The following is a 12823-nucleotide window of genomic DNA, read 5'->3' as shown; positions in this document are numbered from 1 at the left end:
CAATGGGCGGTTGGCGTCTGCCGCCGCCTTTTTTTCTTAATATGAACGCAAACATATCGCCGAATTTGGCTGACATAGTGTCGATGTTTTTCTCGGCGGAAGTGCTTGTGCCCGCCGCGATAGTGTCGTGCTTTATAGGGCTGTGCGCCGCGCTTCTGAGGTTCAACAGGGACGGCGACGCAATGGAGGCGTTCATAAAAAGCGGCGGCGACAAGCTCGACTTCCGCGCCTACGCGGAGTTCGAGAAGAAGCGTAAAGTTGCCACAAACATTTTGATAGTGTCGGGAATGCTCGCGCTTGCGTGCATGTACGCGGCGTTCCTGATTTTTTATATGGGTTAGTTCGGAATCTCTACGATTCGAAAACAAAAACGCCCGATTCCTTAATGCGGAATCGGGCGTTTGCTTTTTTATTTGTCAAAAACTGTTTGAATTTACGACAGCAGTTTTACCGCGCGTTCGAGCGTGTCCGCGAAGAAATCCACCTCTTCGAGCGTATTGTAGAACGCAAGCGACGCCCGCGCAAGCCCCTCCACGCCGAGCGTTCCCATAAGCGGTTCGGCGCAGTGATGCCCCGTTCTAATCGCGATTCCAGAGGCGTCGAGCATTACGGAAATGTCGTTCGGGTGGATTCCAATGCAGTCGAACGACACCACGGGAACTTTGCCCGCCGCGTTTCCGAAAATGCGCACCCCGCCGATTTCCGAAAGCCGCGCTGTCATGCGGTCGAGCAGCTTGCGCTCGTGGGCATGCGCGCCCTCGCGGTCAATCGACATCATGTAGTCTATTGCCGCGCCGAAGCCGATTGCGCCTGCGATGTTCGGCGTGCCCGCCTCGAAGCGTTCGGGGGAGGGGCGGAAAATTGTGCCGCTCCACGCGACGTTTTCAATCATGTCGCCTCCGCTTTGGTAGGGAGGCATTGAGTCTAGCAGCTCGCGCCTTGCAATAAGCGCGCCGCAGCCCGTCGGGCCGAAGCATTTGTGCGAGGACATCGAGAGGAAGTCGCAGCCGAACTTCGAGACGTCGTCGAGCATGTGCGGCGACGACTGCGCGGCGTCTACCGAAAATTTCGCCCCGACGCTTTTTGCGATTTTCGAAATTTCCGCGATGTCGTTGACCGTTCCAAGCACGTTCGATGCGTGCGCGACTGATACGATTTTCGTCCTTTCCGACACCTTGCGTTTGAGGTCGTCCATGTCGAGCGAGCCGTCGGGCAGGATTTTCGCGACGGCGATTTTCGCGCCCGTTTTTTGCGCGGCAATCTGCCACGGCACGATGTTTGCGTGGTGCTCCATTTCGGTAAGCAGGATTTCGTCGCCCGACTTCAAATTCTCCTGCCCCCAAGCCTGCGCGACGATGTTCAACGCCTCCGTTGTGCCTCGCGTGAACACTGCGGTGAAACCGTCGGGCGCGTTTGCGAATTCGAGCACCCTGTTCCTTGCGCGTTCGTAGGCGATTGTTGCGCGGTCGCTGAGTTCGTGCGCGCTTCTGTGGATATTTGCGTTGTCGCGCAGGTAGAAGTTTGAGACGGCATCGACCACCGAGCGCGGCTTTTGCGCGGTCGCGGCGTTGTCGAAGTACACGAGCTTTCCGCCGCCGCGCATTGTCTGGTCGAGCGCGGGGAAGTCCCGCCTGATTTTGCTGACGTTAAATTCCATTGCCTTTATGATTGCACAACGGCGGCGCATGACAAAGAAAAAAATGCGCCCCCGCGAACTTGTCGGAAAAATTCAGCGGCGCAAAAACCGCTTAAAAAATCCGCGTCCGCGCCGATACAATTTCTCCGAAATGAAATTCAAATTGAACAAACCCAAACTGAAAGTCTACTATTGGGACATTTGCCCGCACTGTCGGGCGACTGTCGATTTCCTCAAAGAAAAGGGCGTTCCGTTCGACGCGCTCGACATCGAACGCCAGCCTCCCGACGTCGTGAAGCGCGTGGTTGACGCAAACGGCGGTGTTGACTGGGTTGTACCGACCCTCGAATACGACGGAAAATGGCGGGCGGGCAGGCGTTTCGACGCCGGCGAGCTTTCCCGCGACCTCAAAGATTGGGGGCTTTTATAGCTCCGCCGCTCGAATTGCGTTGACGAATTTCCCCATGCCGCGCAAATTCGTTCGGCATGTTCGACAATGATACGGTTTTGATTGGCGGCGCGGAAATCGCGCGGCGCGTGGAAGAGCTTGGCGCGGAAATTTCGGCGTGGGTTGCCTCGCGCGGTGTCTCGCTTGTGGTTGTGTGGCTCGCGGAGGGCGCGGTGTATTTCGCCGCCGACCTCACGCGGAAAATCGCCTGCAAAAGCATGCGCATTCATTCGCTTAAAGTGTCGTCGTACGGCGACGGGCGCACGCCGCTTCACGAGCCGAGGGTTGTCGGCGGGCTTCCCGACGTCGCGGGAGCGGACGTGCTTCTGATTGACGACATTCTCGACACGGGGCACACATACGAGACCGTTTCCGGAATGCTTTTGCGCGCGGGCGCGGCGTCGGTAAGGGGCTGCTTTCTGCTCGACAAGCGCACGGGCGTTTCCAAAAAAGTGTCGGGCGATTTTGTCGGCTTTTCGGTGGACGACGTTTTTGTTTACGGCTACGGCTTGGACGTCGGAGGCTTGGGGCGGAACGTTCCCGACATCATGGCGGCAAAGTAGCTCAGCGCATTCCCAGCGCGCAGAACGCAACGGTTATCGCCGCGAACACGGCGACTGCAAGCCCCCAGGCAATCCTCATTTTTCTGCGCCATTTCACGAAGTGCTTGGGGCTGTATTTTTCCGACACATATTTGCTTTGGAACGCGTCGAGGGCGTCGTCGGCATCGAGAAAATACGGATAGGCGCGGTACAGCGACCAAAGAACCGTACCGCACATGGCGAGAAAAATTATCAAATTTTCGGGCATTCTCACAATTAATACGGCGTTGGAGGATACCCGCAAACCGCCCTGAAAGTCAATCCAATATTGAGGCGGGGAGGCATTTTTGGCGTCGCGCGTTTCCGCCGCCGTCCGTGTTTCCAAATGCAAAAAGCCCGCGAGGAGCGGGCTTTTTGTTCGGGCGCAGCATGTTAGCGTCCGCGCTTTTTGCGCTTCGGCTTTGCGGCGGCGTCCGACATGTGGAAGTCTATCTGGCGTTTGAATCTGTCCACCGACTCCACCTCCACGCGCACCTTGTCGCCCACTTTCAGGACGTTTCCGCCGCTTCTGCCGCGCAGTTCCGTGCCGTCGTTCGACAATCGGTAGATGTCGTCGTGCATCGTGTGGACGTGCACGAAGCCGAACGCCGAAGACTCCGTAAGCTCCACGAAAAATCCGTGGTTCGACACCGCCGTTATCACCGCTTCGAACGACTTTCCCGAGCCTATTGCGCGTTCGAAGTATTCAAGCAGCTTCACCTTGCGCGACTCGCGCTCGGCGTCCGCGCTGTTCTGTTCGGTCTCCGAGATGTGCGCGGCAATACGCCCAAGCTCCTCCCTGCCCGCGATTGTGCTCCGCGCCGGCCTTATCACGGCGTCGAGGTTGCGGTGCACGGTGAGGTCGGCGTATCGCCTGATGGGCGATGTGAAGTGCGCGTAGTAGACCATGTTCAGCCCGTAGTGTCCGTCCGCCGACGCGCGGTATTCGGCGCGTTTGAGACTCCGCAGGAACTTCGTTTTTAGCAGGTACGACTGCTGGTGCTTTGCGATTTCGGCGAGCGCTTTTAGCACTTCGGGGCGTTTTGTGAGGTCGCCGCATTTGATTCCGAATGTTTGAAGCTCGTCGCGCAGTTCGGCGAGTTTTTCGGGGTCGGGGTTGTCGTGCACGCGCGAGATGTACGGAATCTTGCGGGAGAACAGCTCATGCGCGACGGCTTCGTTTGCCGCGAGCATGAACTCCTCGATTAGCTGGTGGCTCTCGTTGTATTCGGTTTTTTCGATTCTGTCGGCGTATCCGTCCTTGTCGCAGAAAATCTTGAATTCGGGAATTTCGAGGTCGAGGCTGCCGTTTGCCATGCGGCGTTTGCGCATTCTCGATGCGATGTCCCACAGAACTCTCAGCGATTTTTTCAGGTTTGCGAACTCCTTCGGCGGCAGGGCGTCGAGGGGTTTGCCGCCGAATGCGGTTTCGTAGTTTTCGGGCGGCTTGACGGCGAGGATTTTTTCGTCGTCGTCCTCCGTGATGAGCGCGTGCGCCTGTTCGTAGCTGAGGCGTTTAGAGCTTCTGATGACCGAGTTCGCAAAGCGCGCGCTTTTGCATTCGCCGTTTTTGCCGAATTTCATGAACACGCTTTTCGCAAGCCTGTCCTCGTCCTCAACCAGACTGCAAATTCCGTTGGAAAGCTCGAACGGAAGCATTGGGATTACCGTTCCCACGAGGTATGTGGAGTTCCCCCGCGCCTCCGCCTCCTTGTCGAGCGCGGAGTTTTTCCTGACGTAGTGCGACACGTCCGCGATGTGCACGCCGACTTCCCAGTCGTTGCCGACGCGTTCGAGCGAGATTGCGTCGTCGAAATCCTTTGCGTCTTCCGGATCGATTGTGATTGTGAATTTTCCGCGCATGTCGCATCTGCCCGCGCGTTCCTTCGGCGAAACTTTTTGAGGAACTTTTGCGACTTCCGCGAGCACGTTGTCGGGGAATGTCTCCGAAAGGTCGTATTTTACGATAATTGCGCGGTACTCGGCCATCGGCGTGTGGCTCTCTCCGAGCGACTCTATTATTTCGCCCGACGGGTTTATGTGCCGCTGTGTCCATTCGTTTAGCCGCACGACGACTTTGTCGTTCTCGGCGGGGACGGGCGAGATTCCCGATTTTTTCGGGTCGGCGACGATGACGTCGTAGAAGAATTTGGGGTCGTCTGGGACGACGTGCCAGAAGTTGTACGAGCGGCGGAGCGTGCCCACCACTTTGTATGTCTTGCGTTCGAGAATCCTTACGACCCGCGCGTATTTTTTGCCGTCGTCGCCCTTGAAGTCGGGCTTGCGCCTCTTCCCGAACGCCCCGCGCGCGTTGCCGAAGCGTCCGCGTCCGCTGGGGATTATCCGCGCGAGGATTTTGTCGCCGTCGAGGGCGACTCCCGTGTCTTCGGGCTTGAATTCAACGCTTGTGCCGTCGGGCATGCGCATGTGGGCGCGTCCGCTCGGCCGGAATTCAATCGTCCCGCTCGCGAGGTCAAGCTCTTCGAGCGCGCCGTACCTGTCGCCCTTGACCCGCGCGATTTCGCCGTTTTTGGACATGCCGGCGAGCAGGTTTTTGAGCTTCAAAACGTCCTTGCGCCCCAGCCCGAGTTCGAGCGCGATTTCGTGCGCGGTGCTCGGCACATAGTTTTTGCCGCGCATCAGATTTTTAAGTTTCTCCGATATGTTTTCGGTGTTCATTGGAGTGTCCTTCCTATTTCGATTGGTACGAGGGCGCACAACGCCGCAACGAAGAGCATTACCGCCGTTTTAGACAGCCGCGCCCCGCGAAGAATTCCCGTCGCGGTGAACGCGCAGACCGCGATTTGCGCCGCGAACAACGCGCCGCCCGCCGCGAATTTGAGCGCGGAAAGCCCGCCGATTTCGGCGTTTCCCGCGGCGGCAATTCCCGCGGAAATCGAGACGAGCATCGAGAGCGTGGCGGTGGCTTCAAACGCGCCCGTTCCGCGTTCGAGCGTTTGAAGGGGCGGCAGGGCTTTTTTTGCGCCTCCGCCGATTTTGTTCCGCAGGGACTTTTGCTGCATCAAAAACAATGCCCCGAACGCCGCGCCCGCCGCCATGAAAGCGTACGAGAACGCGGCGAGCACCCCGTGTGCGGCGGCGAACTGCACCGACGCTTTCGGCGTTCCGTCCATCGCCGCGGCGAACATCGGGCAGCCGAGCGGCAGCAGGGCGAGAATCCCCGCGGGTAGCATTGAAAATATCCCCGCAAGCCCGTTTTTCGACGGGCGGGCGACGGCGATTTGCACCGCCGCGAAAATCCACGCCACCGATTCGAGCAGGTCGTAGGAGGTCGCCACGGGCGCGCAGCCCGTCCGCCAGTAGCGCAGCGCCAACGCCGCCGTGTGGAACGTGAATCCCGCGAGAGCCGCCGCGAACGCGCGGCGTTTTTTCGATTCCGTTTGCGCCCCGAAATTCACCGAGGCGAAGGACGCCAGATAGAGGAGTCCGGCGGCGAGAATTAAAATTGCGTTTGTCATTTTATGTTTTCGAAAATGTTGCGGAAAAGTTTTGCCTGCGCGTCCGAGTCGTTCGGGCACGGCGCATATTCGAACGATTCCCCGCCGCGTTCAAGAAAATACGCGCGGGCGTCGCGGTCGATTTCGGCGAGGGTTTCGGTGCAGTCGCAAAAAAACGCGGGGCAGAGAACGCCGACTTTTTTTATTCCGCGCGACGCGCATTTGCCGAGCAGTCCGCGCGTCGCAGGCTCAAGCCACCTGCCGCGCCCCGTCTTCGACTGCCAGCCGAGCATGATGTCTCCGCGCCCCGATTTCTCGCAGAGCAGCGACACCGTCCTTTCGCACTGCTCCGCATAGGGGCTGCGCTGCGATTCGGGCACGGAATGGAACGACGCTATTATTGCGCCGCAGTCGCCGAGCCGTCCGAGCGACTCCGCGAGCATGTCTATGTATAGCGGGTTGTCGAAGTAGGGCTGTGCGAAGCGGAATTTAAGCCCGCGCGTCGCCTCCTCCGCCGCGAGTTTTGCCGAGAGCGTCGTTGCGTTGGAAAACTGCGGGTAGGCGGCGGCGAAGGAAAATTCGTCGAAGCCGCTTTCGCGGAGTTTTGCGACGGTTCGGGCTATGTCGTTTTCGCCGTATCTGTACGCCGCGAAAGTCGGCACTCCCGAAATCGCGCCGACTTTTTCGGCGAGCGATTCGGCGTAGTGCTTGGTTATAAATTTTCCGCCGAGAGATAATTTTTCCGACTGCTTTGCGTATGCCGCCGCGCGTTTTTTTGCCACCCTGCGGGCGAAAAATTCCCTGAAAGGCGATGGCAGCGGGAGCACGAGGGGGTCGGACAGAAACCCGCGCAAAAAAGCCTCCGCCGCTCCCGCCGAGAAATCGGAGGGCGAGCCGAGGCTTACGATTATCCGAGCTTCCGCCACTTCAAGAAAGTCTGTCGGCGAGTTTCGCCGCCGCCGCGAGCGCGCTTTCGATGCACGAGCTTACCCCCACGCCGCCGCGGTACGCGCCAACGAGCGACAAGTTCGGGAACTTGCGCTCCGCTTCGTCGGCGGCTTCGAGAAATTCGCCGTAGCCCACATTGTACTGCGGTATTGCGTGTTTGTGAAAGAAAAGTTTTTCGAAGACAGGCTCTCCCGAAACTCCGAGGATTTTCGACAGGTCTTCGAGCACGAGCTTTCTCATTTCGCTTTCGGGAAGCGTCGCGAGTTCGGGGTTGCGCGTTCCGCCGACGTAGTTTGTGAGCGTCGCAAATCCGTCGGGCGCGCGGTTCGGGAAGAGCGTGGAGACGTACAGCGAGCCTAAAATGTGCAGCTTTTCCGACGACGGCGTAAGCGCGCCGAAGCCGTCGAGCCTGTTTTTCACGGCGTCTTTCGGAAACCCCATTGTGTATGTCGCAACGGGCGCGTATTCGATTCTGTCGAGGGGCGCGAGGGCGGCGGCGAGGCTTCCCGCCGTCGGCAGATTTCTAATTTCCGCCGCGGGGACTGCGATTACGAGCGCGTCGTAGTTGTCGCAAATTTCCTCGTCTCCCGCCACCCATTCGACCTGCCAGCCGTCGCCTCCGAAGTCTATTGAAAGCGTTTTCGCGCCGCATTTGAGCGAGTCTCCGAGGTTGTCGGCAAGCCCCTTTGCGAGCGTTTCCATGCCGCCTTCGAATGAAATCGTCATGGGTTTGAAGAAGTTGCCCGCCGCTTTCTTTTCCTTCATGGATTTGATTGCCCCGCGTATTATCGAGCCGTATTTTTTCTCCAAATTCCAGAACGGCGGGAACGCGTATTTTGCCGAGAGCTTTTCGGGGCTTCCGCCGTATATGCCGCCCATGAACGGGTCTATTGCGTAGTCGAGCACGTCTTTGCCGAAGCGGTGCAAAATGAATTCCGCCATGCTCGGGTCTTCGGCGTCGAGCGGCTTTACGAACGGCTCGCAGAGAAGCCTGAGCTTGCCGAAGAACGAAAACAGCGGCGTTGTCAGCAGCGAGAGCGGCCCCATCGGCACCGCCTGCGGCTTGCCGTACTTTACAAAAAAGCGTTTCTTTGCGGCGGGGTTTGTGGTTTCGAGCTTCGACTTGATTGCGAGCCTGTCGAGGAAGTCCAAAGTTTTTTTGCTTTGAACCATCACCGTGTTCGAGCCGCTTTCCGCCTTGAAGCCGTCCTTTGCGAACGTGCCGATTACGCCGCCCGCGCGCGCTTCGCGTTCGAGAACCGCGACGTCGAAGCCCCTGTCTTTGAGTTTCAGCGCGGCTGTCATGCCGCTGACGCCCGCGCCTATGACGATAGCTTTTTTATTGTCCATTGGTCATACTGAATTGGAAATCGGTATTTTTTGCAACATTTAAAAGCGCATAAAACTTCGATCCGCGCGGCGGCGACGCGCATTTCCCCCTGTTCCTGCGCGGGTTTCTGGGCGCGGGGGATTTTCGGAAAACAAAAAAGTTAGAAAAGATTAACTTTTTTGTTGACAAGTTAAACAAGACTAACTTTTATACGCCTCCGAAAATTGAATGTTAGCTGCCTCTAACTTTGAAAACATTTTAATACAATGAAACACTACACTGCAAAAACTGCACTGGCAATGTGCGCAACATTAACGACTCTCGGCGCGTTCGCGCAGAGCGCAAACACCGCAGCCGCTCCCGAAGCGGAAGCGGTCAAGGGCGAAGCTACCGCGGAGACCCAGAAATGGTACGAAAGGGACAGCCTGTTCCTTGCCGACGCCACCGAAAAGCTCTCCGCCGACACGGGTTTCACGCCCTCGGTTGTATGGACGGGCGAAGCGTGGGGCAACTTCACGCGCGGCAACAATATCAAGAACGTGGTCGATTCGCTCTTCACGGTCGGCTTTGAAGAGGATTTGTCGGTTGCAACGGGCGTCGAACACGCCGGTAAAATCGGCGTAAGCGCGTTCTACTACACGGCGTCGCACGGCGGCGACCTCGGCTTCGAATCGTCGCAGGGCGGATATTCGAACATCGTCGCGGGCGAAATGCTCCGCGCTTTCGAAATCTACTATGCAAACGAGTTTGAAACGAAAGCGGGCAACTTCGGGTTCAGAATCGGACAGCTTGCCGCCGACGAAGACTTCATGGGCATGGACTATTCCGACGTGTTCCTCAATTCGTCGCTCGGAGCTATCCCGAATGTCGCGCCCGCGCAGTTGTTTTCGCAGTACAACGTAGCGACGCTCGGCTTGGTAGTCTACTATTCGATGGGTAGCTTCGACGCGACGTTCGGCCTCTATAACGGCAACGTCGGCGCGGACATCTCCTCGAACAACGGCTTCGACTACTCCAACACTTTCGACACAATCGCCTTCTGGTACCAGTTCGGCTACAACTACTCAATCGGCGACCTCGCCGGCCGCGTAGTATTCGGCGGCAACTACCACAGCGACCCCTCGAAGGTCAATTTCGACGAATTCGACGACAGAAACTTCTACTCGTTCTTCGTAGGTCTCCAACAGGACTTCATTAACGACTCCGAAGGCAACGCAAAGCTCGGCGGTTTTGTCCGCTTGGGGCTCGTTCCCTCGTCGAAATCGTCCGACAACAACTTCTACGCCGACTTCGGACTGAACTGGTTTGCGCCGATTCCCGGCCGCGACGACGACGTGTTCGCGGTTGCGTACTCGGTCATCGGAAACGAACGCGACGCCCGCGCCGACTTCGGCCAGCACTACGACGGCACGCTCGAATTCACCTACCGCTGCCAGCTCACGCCCGCAATCGCCATTCAGCCCGATTTCCAAATCTTCATGAATCCGGTCAACAGCGACAGCGGCGCGAAGGAAACCGCGTATGTTCTCGGCGCGAGAGCCGAAATAACTTTCTAATGCCGCTCCATACGAGAGTGAAATTATGAAAAAGAACGAAAAATCTGAAAACGCCACGCTCGCCGACCTTCCCGTCGGCGCGTCGGCGAAAATCGTGAAAATTTTGCCCGACATGCGCGGCAAAAAGAAATTCGCCGACGTCGGCATTATGCCCGGCACGGAGCTTATCCTAGAAGCGAAGGCCCCCTTCGGCGGACTCCTCAGAGTAAAGGTCATGGAAACAAGCATGGCATTCCACTCGGAGGACGCTAAAAACATTTTGATAGGAGACCTTCAAAAATGAAAAAACGTTTCAGAGTTGCGCTTGCGGGCAATCCTAACTGCGGCAAAACTTCGATTTTCAACGACCTTACGGGCACGCGCCAGCACGTCGGCAACTACCCCGGCGTGACGGTCGAAAGCAAGTCGGGCACGTTTGAAATCGGCGACTTGGAAATCGAGCTTATCGACCTCCCCGGCGTGTATTCGCTGTCGTCGGGCTCGCCCGAAGAGGAAGTGGTCTTCAACGAGCTGACAAAGCCCGGAATCGACCTTATCCTCAATGTTGTGGACTCCTCGATTCCCCGCAGAAGCCTCTACCTCACGACACAGCTTGCCGAACTCCACATTCCCATGATTCTGGCGTTCAACATGAGCGACGACGCCCGCAGAAAGGGAATGAAATTCGACATCGCGAAGCTCGAAAAATACTTCGGCTCGCCGATAGTGCAGACAATCGGACGCACGGGCGAAGGCATGAAGGAGCTTGTCGTAAAGCTTGCCGAAACAATCGGGAAGCTTCCCGCGCACAACGTCCCCATGCTCACCTACGGGGCGGACGCCGACGACGCAATCAACGCCGTCGCCGCGAAAATCGACGCGCTTAAAATCGGACGTTTCGCGCACATTCCGTCGCGCTTCTTCGCAATCAAGCTGCTCGAAAACGACTCGTGCACCGCGAAAATCGCCGACTTCAATCCCGTCAAGGGCGAGGTCAAGGAGCAAATTGCCCACCTTTCGGACAGCCACGCGATAGACTCCGAAAGCTTCATGGCCGACAGACGCTACGCAATGCTTGCGGGCGCGTGCAGCCATGCGATATCAATGACGCGCGAACGCCGCCGCGAAATTTCCGACAAAATAGACTCGGTAATGACGAACAAATATGTGGGTCTCCCGCTGTTCCTCGCCATTATTTACTTGATGTTTGTATTCACGTTCACCTGCGCCCAGCCGTTTATGGACTGGATTGAGGAGGGCTTCGGTTTCCTTTCCGAATTCGTACAGTCGGTTTGGAGCGAAGACACTCTTCCGTTCTGGCGGTCGATGGTTACCGACGGTATCATCGGGGGTGTCGGCGGCGTGATTGTATTTCTGCCTAATATCCTGTTTTTGTTTTTTGCAATCGCAATTCTCGAAGATTCAGGTTACATGGCTCGCGCCGCGTTCGTAATGGACGGCGTCATGAGGAAGTTCGGCTTGCAGGGGCGTTCGTTTGTCCCGCTGGTTCTCGGCTTCGGTTGCAATGTTCCGGCGATTATGGCTACACGCTGTATCGAATCGGACAACGACCGCAAGGCTACCGTCATGGTGCTTCCCCTTATGAGCTGCGGCGCGCGCCTTCCGATTTACGCGCTCGTTATCCCCGCGTTCTTCGCGGCGCAGTATCAGGCGGCGATGATGTGGGTGATGTACGTAATAGGCGTGGTTGTCGCGCTGTTTGCGGCAAAGCTCATGCGCAACACGCTTTTCAAGGGCGACGGCGAAGTCTACCTCATGGAGCTGCCTCCGTACCGCATGCCCACGTTGAAGAGCCTTTTGCTCCACATGTGGGACAGAGGTAAAATGTACCTCCACAAAGCGGGGACAATCATTCTCGCGACATCGATAATCCTGTTCATCGCCAACACGTATCCCGAAAAGACGGTGTTCTCGAAGGACTACGACGCAATAGTCGAACAGGTGCAGAAAGAGGGCGCGGCGAAGAAGCTTTCGGAAGAGAAAATCGAAGAGGAAGTGGCTTCAATAGAAAACGAAAAGAGCGCGGAAATGCTCGAATACACGGTTTCGGGCAGAATCGGAAAGTTCCTCGAACCCATGTTCGCGCCCATCGGATTCGACTGGAAGCTGACCACGGCAAGCATCGGCGCTCTCGCCGCAAAGGAAGTGTTCGTATCGCAGCTGGGCATTCTCTACGCCGAGGGCGAAGCGGACGAAGAGTCCGAAACGCTCCGCGAAAAGCTCGCAAAAGTCTACACTCCCTTGCAGGGCTTCTGTATGATGCTATTCTCGCTGATGTCCATTCCCTGCTTGGCGACACTCGCCGTCATGAAGCGCGAATTGAACTCCTGGAAACTCACGATAGCCGAAACCTTCGGGCTGTTCGCCCTCGCGTACATCGCGACTCTCATCGTGTACCAAATCGGTTCGCTGCTTAACATCGGCACAAAGTTGATTTCATAACAAAGGAAAGGAAATAAAATGGAAACTGCAATATCCGTTATCTTGGGTGTAATTCTCGCGTATGTCGCGATTATGACGATTTCGCGCGGCATAAAAAAAGCGGCGAACGGCGGGTGCTCGTGCGGCGGCGCGTGCAAAGGCGGTTGCCATTGCGGCGCGGCGGGCAAGCATTGGGACATTTCCGCCGAAAAGAAACGCTAAAACCGCTTCGCGAAAATATTTCTTCTAATCATAATTACGCTGTCGAGTCCGCGAACCGCAAGGTTCGCGGGCTTTTTTCGATTCCGATTTTTTTCCGCGGCGGCGTGTGTTTTGCGGCGTCCGAGCGGGGCGGGAATGTTTTCTTCCGAGCTTCGGCTTTGCGCGTTGCCGTCTGGGGGCGCAAAAAAAAACGCGCGGTTGCCCGCGCGTCGGAATTTTCAAA

General features: G+C 57.1%; 13 protein-coding genes. 7 read left to right on the top strand and 6 right to left on the bottom strand.

Annotated features, from left to right (window positions below):
* Positions 1 to 41 precede the first annotated feature (41 nt).
* Positions 42 to 341 (top strand): hypothetical protein, encoded by a 300-nt coding sequence (locus tag P3B99_004770; GenBank protein WYJ06525.1) that lies wholly within the window; start codon positions 42 to 44, stop codon positions 339 to 341.
* A gap of 92 nt (positions 342 to 433) precedes the next feature.
* Here P3B99_004770 and P3B99_004765 read toward each other — a convergent pair whose 3' ends face one another.
* Entirely contained in the window at positions 434 to 1657 is a 1224-nt protein-coding gene (locus P3B99_004765) for a cysteine desulfurase (GenBank protein WYJ06524.1), read from the bottom strand.
* 130 nt (positions 1658 to 1787) lie between these two features.
* Here P3B99_004765 and P3B99_004760 point away from each other — a divergent pair, with 130 nt between their 5' ends.
* Positions 1788 to 2066, top strand: coding sequence for a glutaredoxin domain-containing protein (locus P3B99_004760; GenBank protein ID WYJ08433.1), 279 nt, complete (start codon positions 1788 to 1790; stop codon positions 2064 to 2066).
* A 56-nt stretch (positions 2067 to 2122) separates the two neighbouring features.
* A complete protein-coding gene (locus P3B99_004755) occupies positions 2123 to 2647 on the top strand; it encodes a phosphoribosyltransferase family protein (protein ID WYJ08432.1) in 525 nt (174 codons plus the stop codon).
* A gap of 1 nt (position 2648) precedes the next feature.
* Here the strand turns inward: P3B99_004755 and P3B99_004750 are convergent, their stop codons facing one another.
* The 5 genes from P3B99_004750 to hemG form a co-directional block, all read right to left on the bottom strand.
* The gene (locus P3B99_004750; GenBank protein WYJ08431.1) at positions 2649 to 2894 is read right to left on the bottom strand and encodes a hypothetical protein; all 246 of its coding nucleotides are present in this window, start codon (positions 2892 to 2894) and stop codon (positions 2649 to 2651) included.
* A gap of 164 nt (positions 2895 to 3058) precedes the next feature.
* Complete coding sequence (locus P3B99_004745) at positions 3059 to 5344, bottom strand: RNB domain-containing ribonuclease (protein ID WYJ08430.1); 2286 nt, start codon at positions 5342 to 5344, stop codon at positions 3059 to 3061.
* Complete coding sequence (locus P3B99_004740) at positions 5341 to 6144, bottom strand: hypothetical protein (GenBank protein ID WYJ08429.1); 804 nt, start codon at positions 6142 to 6144, stop codon at positions 5341 to 5343. The genes P3B99_004745 and P3B99_004740 overlap by 4 nt, the downstream gene beginning before the upstream one ends.
* Entirely contained in the window at positions 6141 to 7049 is a 909-nt protein-coding gene (hemH, locus tag P3B99_004735; GenBank protein WYJ08428.1) for a ferrochelatase, read from the bottom strand. Before hemH ends, P3B99_004740 begins: the two co-directional genes overlap by 4 nt.
* A 1-nt stretch (position 7050) precedes the next feature.
* A complete protein-coding gene (hemG, locus tag P3B99_004730) occupies positions 7051 to 8421 on the bottom strand; it encodes a protoporphyrinogen oxidase (protein WYJ08427.1) in 1371 nt (456 codons plus the stop codon).
* 246 nt (positions 8422 to 8667) lie between these two features.
* Between hemG and P3B99_004725 the strand changes: the two genes are divergently transcribed.
* From P3B99_004725 to P3B99_004710, 4 genes are read left to right on the top strand one after another with little or no spacing between them, the layout of a single operon-like run.
* Complete coding sequence (locus P3B99_004725; GenBank protein ID WYJ08426.1) at positions 8668 to 9957, top strand: carbohydrate porin; 1290 nt, start codon at positions 8668 to 8670, stop codon at positions 9955 to 9957.
* A 25-nt stretch (positions 9958 to 9982) separates the two neighbouring features.
* Positions 9983 to 10240, top strand: a complete 258-nt coding sequence (locus P3B99_004720; protein WYJ08425.1) for a FeoA family protein — start codon at positions 9983 to 9985, stop codon at positions 10238 to 10240.
* Positions 10237 to 12399, top strand: a complete 2163-nt coding sequence (feoB, locus tag P3B99_004715; GenBank protein ID WYJ08424.1) for a ferrous iron transport protein B — start codon at positions 10237 to 10239, stop codon at positions 12397 to 12399. Before P3B99_004720 ends, feoB begins: the two co-directional genes overlap by 4 nt.
* 18 nt (positions 12400 to 12417) lie before the next feature.
* The gene (locus P3B99_004710; protein WYJ08423.1) at positions 12418 to 12600 is read left to right on the top strand and encodes a hypothetical protein; all 183 of its coding nucleotides are present in this window, start codon (positions 12418 to 12420) and stop codon (positions 12598 to 12600) included.
* The last annotated feature ends 223 nt before the right edge of the window (positions 12601 to 12823 follow it).

It is taken from the genome of Opitutia bacterium KCR 482 (genome assembly GCA_029269845.2).
Lineage (GTDB): Bacteria > Verrucomicrobiota > Verrucomicrobiia > Opitutales > Intestinicryptomonadaceae > Merdousia.
Note: the sequence above shows the minus strand (reverse complement) of the source record. Positions and strands in the feature narration are given on the sequence as shown.

Excerpts from the sequence above, each read along its gene's own strand:
- P3B99_004770 (WYJ06525.1), top strand. The coding sequence starts at position 42 with ATGAACGCAAACATATCGCCGAATTTGGCTGACATAGTGTCGATGTTT.
- P3B99_004765 (WYJ06524.1), bottom strand. The coding sequence starts at position 1,657 with ATGGAATTTAACGTCAGCAAAATCAGGCGGGACTTCCCCGCGCTCGAC.
- P3B99_004760 (WYJ08433.1), top strand. The coding sequence starts at position 1,788 with ATGAAATTCAAATTGAACAAACCCAAACTGAAAGTCTACTATTGGGAC.
- P3B99_004755 (WYJ08432.1), top strand. The coding sequence starts at position 2,123 with ATGTTCGACAATGATACGGTTTTGATTGGCGGCGCGGAAATCGCGCGG.
- P3B99_004750 (WYJ08431.1), bottom strand. The coding sequence starts at position 2,894 with ATGCCCGAAAATTTGATAATTTTTCTCGCCATGTGCGGTACGGTTCTT.
- P3B99_004745 (WYJ08430.1), bottom strand. The coding sequence starts at position 5,344 with ATGAACACCGAAAACATATCGGAGAAACTTAAAAATCTGATGCGCGGC.
- P3B99_004740 (WYJ08429.1), bottom strand. The coding sequence starts at position 6,144 with ATGACAAACGCAATTTTAATTCTCGCCGCCGGACTCCTCTATCTGGCG.
- hemG (WYJ08427.1), bottom strand. The coding sequence starts at position 8,421 with ATGGACAATAAAAAAGCTATCGTCATAGGCGCGGGCGTCAGCGGCATG.
- P3B99_004725 (WYJ08426.1), top strand. The coding sequence starts at position 8,668 with ATGAAACACTACACTGCAAAAACTGCACTGGCAATGTGCGCAACATTA.
- P3B99_004720 (WYJ08425.1), top strand. The coding sequence starts at position 9,983 with ATGAAAAAGAACGAAAAATCTGAAAACGCCACGCTCGCCGACCTTCCC.
- feoB (WYJ08424.1), top strand. The coding sequence starts at position 10,237 with ATGAAAAAACGTTTCAGAGTTGCGCTTGCGGGCAATCCTAACTGCGGC.
- P3B99_004710 (WYJ08423.1), top strand. The coding sequence starts at position 12,418 with ATGGAAACTGCAATATCCGTTATCTTGGGTGTAATTCTCGCGTATGTC.